The organism is Syntrophorhabdus sp., assembly GCA_012719415.1.
Lineage (GTDB): Bacteria > Desulfobacterota > Syntrophorhabdia > Syntrophorhabdales > Syntrophorhabdaceae > Delta-02.
In genome coordinates this window covers 1-4,485 of sequence record JAAYAK010000026.1, presented here as the reverse complement: position 1 = coordinate 4,485, position 4,485 = coordinate 1, and the positions used below count along the sequence as shown (strand labels likewise).

The 4,485-nt window shown below is 54.8% G+C and carries 7 protein-coding genes; 6 read left to right on the top strand and 1 reads right to left on the bottom strand.

The annotated features are described in order from the left end of the window. Positions 1-450: 450 nt before the first annotated feature. From GXX82_01420 to GXX82_01405, 4 genes are all read left to right on the top strand, one after another. On the top strand, positions 451-1,098 hold the full coding sequence (locus GXX82_01420; GenBank protein ID NLT21686.1) for a MerR family transcriptional regulator: 648 nt from the start codon (positions 451-453) through the stop codon (positions 1,096-1,098). Further along, positions 1,095-1,634: an addiction module toxin, HicA family gene (locus GXX82_01415; GenBank protein NLT21685.1), complete on the top strand. Its 540-nt coding sequence runs from the start codon at positions 1,095-1,097 to the stop codon at positions 1,632-1,634. The genes GXX82_01420 and GXX82_01415 overlap by 4 nt, the downstream gene beginning before the upstream one ends. A gap of 100 nt (positions 1,635-1,734) precedes the next feature. Then, on the top strand, positions 1,735-1,938 hold the full coding sequence (locus GXX82_01410) for a type II toxin-antitoxin system HicB family antitoxin (protein ID NLT21684.1): 204 nt from the start codon (positions 1,735-1,737) through the stop codon (positions 1,936-1,938). Then, a complete protein-coding gene (locus GXX82_01405) occupies positions 1,935-2,162 on the top strand; it encodes a type II toxin-antitoxin system HicA family toxin (GenBank protein ID NLT21683.1) in 228 nt (75 codons plus the stop codon). The genes GXX82_01410 and GXX82_01405 overlap by 4 nt, the downstream gene beginning before the upstream one ends. A 249-nt stretch (positions 2,163-2,411) precedes the next feature. Here GXX82_01405 and GXX82_01400 read toward each other — a convergent pair whose 3' ends face one another. Further along, a complete protein-coding gene (locus GXX82_01400) occupies positions 2,412-3,620 on the bottom strand; it encodes a YbfB/YjiJ family MFS transporter (GenBank protein NLT21682.1) in 1,209 nt (402 codons plus the stop codon). 166 nt (positions 3,621-3,786) lie between these two features. Between GXX82_01400 and GXX82_01395 the strand changes: the two genes are divergently transcribed. Together GXX82_01395 and GXX82_01390 are read left to right on the top strand one after the other, a co-directional pair. Further along, positions 3,787-3,984, top strand: a complete 198-nt coding sequence (locus GXX82_01395; protein ID NLT21681.1) for a DUF1778 domain-containing protein — start codon at positions 3,787-3,789, stop codon at positions 3,982-3,984. Beyond that, positions 3,981-4,484, top strand: a complete 504-nt coding sequence (locus tag GXX82_01390) for a GNAT family N-acetyltransferase (GenBank protein NLT21680.1) — start codon at positions 3,981-3,983, stop codon at positions 4,482-4,484. The genes GXX82_01395 and GXX82_01390 overlap by 4 nt, the downstream gene beginning before the upstream one ends. The last annotated feature ends 1 nt before the right edge of the window (position 4,485 follow it).

Below are 4,485 nucleotides of genomic sequence, written 5' to 3'. Positions count from 1 at the left end.
CTGGTGGTTGACGCCAAGGACGAGAAAGCCGCAGACTTTTACCGGCGCCATGGCTTTCTTGAGACGACGGCCAAACCGTTGACCCTGTTTCTGCCTTTGGCCACGGCACCGGTTCCAAAACGGTGAGAAAGACCCCATGGCGCGACCTTTACGGATCCAGTACGAGAATGCCGTCTATCATGTCACCTGCCGGGGGAATGACAGGCAGGATATCTTTGCCGATGACCATGACCGATAACACTCATACTGCATAATCACATTGCCTGTGTTAATGTGCGTATGAGTGTTAGGGAATGAAGGTGCCCAAGGCGTCCCCGTGACATGAGTGAGCCGACGCCAGGTTTAATGGAAATGCTCTCCGTGCTGGGTTTGCACTTTCCCTTGACGTTCCTGTCGGCATTTGATATTAAAAGAACAATGATGTAGTTATCCGCCATAAGTGAGGATTATATGAACTTCAATACCAAAGCAATACACAAGATCACCGGATTGACGGTTCGCCGCATCGATTACTGGGACCGGACGCATTTCATAAAGCCTTCGGTGAGTGAGGCATCGGGACATGGCTCCGTCAGGCTCTATTCCTTCACCGACCTTGTTCAAATGAGGGTTGCGAAGACCCTTCTGGACGAGGGCATAAGCCTTCAGAAGATACGGAAGGCCATCACCTATCTCAAGAAAAACATGCCTGATGTGAAGAAACCCTTGTCGCAGCTGAAATTCGTTACTGACGGCAGCACCCTCTTCGTGATCACACGGGATGAGAAGCGGATCATCGATGTTCTGAGGAAGGGGCAACTCGTGTTCTCCATTGCCCTCGGGAGTCTAATAGAGGAGCTCAAGGGCAAAGTGATCGATATGGAGGCGGAAAGGAAGTATGAAGTGGCGGTGAAGGGGCGAAAGTATTCCGTCGTTCTCCATGCCGACACGGAAGATGGCGGTTACTGGGTAGAATGTCCCTCGCTCCCGGGGTGCTCGTCACAGGGGGATACCGTGGAAGAGGCCCTGGAGATGATAAAGGATGCCATAGAGGGGCACCTTGAGATCCTCGGGGAAGACGCGAAGAACGTGCGGACGCGGGCAAGGAAGGCCCGGTGACGGGTCCGCACAACCTGAAACCGGAGAGGGTTGTCAAGGCGCTGGAACGGGCTGGCTGGACCGCAAGAGGGCAGAAAGGCAGCCACGTAAAACTCACGATGGAGGGAAATCCCCACATCCTCTCCATACCGGTACATAAGGGGAAACCGATCAAGCAGGGACTACTCAGGGACCAGTTGGAGAAGGTAAAGACCGCCCTCGCACCCACGGGAGGGAGCCGCCGGGAGATGCCGCAGAAGAGACGGCTCGCGGGGAAGACGGAACCCGGCAGGATCGTACGCGCCGTGGCCTCCTCATGCAAGCTCAGCGAGGAGGAGATACTGAAGAAGTCCTTCCGCGGTGAGGCCCGCCAGGTCCTCATGGAACTGCTCTACCGCCACGGCGGGATGAACAACCGGGAGATCGGGGAGATGCTCGGTGTCGACTACAGCACCGTGAGCGTCGGCAGGAAGAGGCTTGGCGACAGGATGGAGCGTGACGGAAAACTGCGGCGCCGGGTGGGGGAACTGCAGGAAGAACTGGGAACTGAGCAATAACGATCCGACGGGGGCCACAGTCCCATCGACGGTTGAGCGTGCATCCAAAGTTGAACACAGCATCCTGGAAATGATGTATACTTACGTGCAGAGGTGAACGATGAGAATAACGATTGTGCTGCAGTCCAGCGACGAAGGCGGCTACACGGCCATAGCCCCCTCCTTGCCGGGATGCATCAGCGAGGGCGACAGCAGGGAAGAGGCCCTGAAGAACATCAAGGAGGCAGTAGAACTCTATCTGGAATCGGTCGAGGACGATCAGATCTTTCCCGAGAACTCGGAGATCATCGAACTCGCCGTATGACCATCATCCCGAGTCTCCCATATGATCAGGTCATCAGGGCGCTTCAGAGAGACGGATGGATCGTTGTCCGGCAAAAGGGCAGCCACATCCGGCTACAGAAGCATACCTCCACGGAAACACTGAAGCTTACCATTCCCGCTCACCGTCCCATCAAGAGAACCACCCTTTCCCATATCTTGAAACAGGCAAGGTTGACCATAGAGGAATCTGATAGACTCCTGTAGCGGCAACTGCGGGCCGCCTCTCGAAGGTTGGAAGGACCCCATGGGGCCCTTCGGATCTTCACATTCTCTTCCCTCGTGTGCGCCGTTGCTGCCGACCAGTGGTGGCGTTGCTCTACCGATGTTATTACCTCGACCGGACCGATGTGATGTCATTGCAGGATGGCGCACTTTGATGGTCACTTTTCAGGACTCAAGCACAAAATAAACACAGTTTTCTTCCTGAAATGCGGGTTATTGAATGTCATCTCACTATTCTGCTTTCAATGTCAGCGACAATAACGCTCCGGCCACCGCAAAGCCGGTGCAGAGCATGAATGCGTAGGTGAAAGTCCCTGTGGCATCTTTGATTCTCCCTCCTATGATGGGGCCTATCGTCTGGGCTATGCCAAACATCAGCGTAATAAGCCCTAGCGCTGCGGGGGCCAGTTGTCCCCCAACCGCGTCTCCCGCAGCGGCCGCCATAAGCACAGGCACCGAAAAGGCGATGCCAAACATGACCGCTGAAAGATAGAGAAAGAAGGATTCATGAAAGAATGCCGGCAGCGCATAGGCAACGGCAAGTACCAGGTAAATGCAGATGCAGGCGCACCTTCTACCAACTTTGTCGGAGAAGGCCCCCCAGAGGAGACCCGCGAAAATAGCAATGAAGCCGATAATCGCGAACATGCTGCCTGCCTCTGACGGACTTTTCCCTATTTCTTTCACAAGGTAGGCCACGTAGAATGTCAAATATATGATATAGGAAAAGCCGTACATGCAATAGACGCAGGCAAGCTTCCAAACCTCTTTCTCGCTCACTATCCGTCGAAAGGCAGCAAAAAGGGTTATCGCCTGTGGTGGGTTTTGATGTGAGTCCGGGTCTGCCCCGCACATCACACACCCCTTTTCTCGCGGATCGTTCCTGAGTAGATTGTAGCAAAAAAAAGCGCAAAGGAAAGTACCCCCTCCTATAAGGTACCACGTGTAACGCCATCCCTCCCGGCCAAAATAACTTATGCACAGTGGAACGAAGAATCCGCTCAGAACGAGTCCAAGGCATACGCCTATGTTTACTATGCCCATGGCAAGGCCACGTTTGCGTGCAACGAACCAAGCGGCGGGTAGCGCCAACATAGGCACAAAACAACCTCCATTTCCCATACCGGTGATCAACCTTGTAATAAAAGCAAAAGAGAACGTATCGGAGAAACCGGTGAGAAAGAGGCCTGCGCCGGTCACGAGAAGCGATATCGAGATAACTTTGCGTGGGCCGAAACGGGTTGCCAGAAAACCACCAAAGGTCGTAAAGAGCAGGTAGCCTATGAGGTTCCCGGTTGCGATCAGACCTACCTGGGTATAGTCAAGGGAAAGAGCGTCCTTCATATAAGGGAGGATCACGGAATAGGACATTCGCCCTAAACCATGGGCGAAGAGAACGACGAACAGACCGGTTAAGGCTACGACCCAAGCATAGTGCATTGTCTTACCCTCCCACAGGTGAAACAAGATTGTCAAGGCGTACATCCGATGGTACATCCGATGGTAACGTCAAGTCCGCCTTCAACAGGAGACACGGCAGGTCGGGGGCACCTCTGGTTGTGATAACCTAAAACTGACCCACCCAACGGGCAAATGATCACCGAGAATTGACGGTGATCTTTCTAGCTTCGTCATCACTGCTGTTCAAGAGGCGGCCGAAAACGTCATAGAGCAAGCGGAGGTCATCAAGCTGTCGCTTGCCGATCAGAGATGCTTTGCGGAAGCGCTGTTGTCGCCGCCCAAGGCGTCGCCTGCTTTGGAGCAGGCTTTTGCCCGTCATCGCGAGCTGGTGACCGCTGAATGAGCGACAAACCGTTTCGGGTTGGTCCCCTCGACCATGGTTATGACCGCAACGGGTTCAACAGCGGCTCCGAACCGCTCGATTCTTACTTCAAAAGACAAGTTACACAGGACATCCGGCGTAAGGTAACGGCATGTTTTGTTGCTCTCTCGGCTGATGGACGCATTGCGGGATACTACACGTTAGCCTCGGCAAGCATATTTCTCGGGGACCTGCCGGCAGAGATCACCAGGAGACTGCCGCGGTATCCCTCTGTTCCCGCGGTGCGGATGGGGCGTCTTGCCGTAGACCAGGCGTTCAGGGGGCAGGGGCTCGGCGGGGCACTGCTGGCCGATGCTCTCACGCGCGTTGTTCGCTCGGAGATCGCAGCCTATGCACTGGTGGTTGACGCCAAGGACGAGAAAGCCGCAGACTTTTACCGGCGCCATGGCTTTCTTGAGACGACGGCCAAACCGTTGACCCTGTTTCTGCCTTTGGCCACGGCACCGGTTCCAAAACGGTGAG

Coding starts and splice junctions, on each gene's coding strand:
- GXX82_01420 (NLT21686.1), top strand. CDS start 451: ATGAACTTCAATACCAAAGCAATACACAAGATCACCGGATTGACGGTT.
- GXX82_01390 (NLT21680.1), top strand. CDS start 3,981: ATGAGCGACAAACCGTTTCGGGTTGGTCCCCTCGACCATGGTTATGAC.
- GXX82_01405 (NLT21683.1), top strand. CDS start 1,935: ATGACCATCATCCCGAGTCTCCCATATGATCAGGTCATCAGGGCGCTT.
- GXX82_01400 (NLT21682.1), bottom strand. CDS start 3,620: ATGCACTATGCTTGGGTCGTAGCCTTAACCGGTCTGTTCGTCGTTCTC.
- GXX82_01410 (NLT21684.1), top strand. CDS start 1,735: ATGAGAATAACGATTGTGCTGCAGTCCAGCGACGAAGGCGGCTACACG.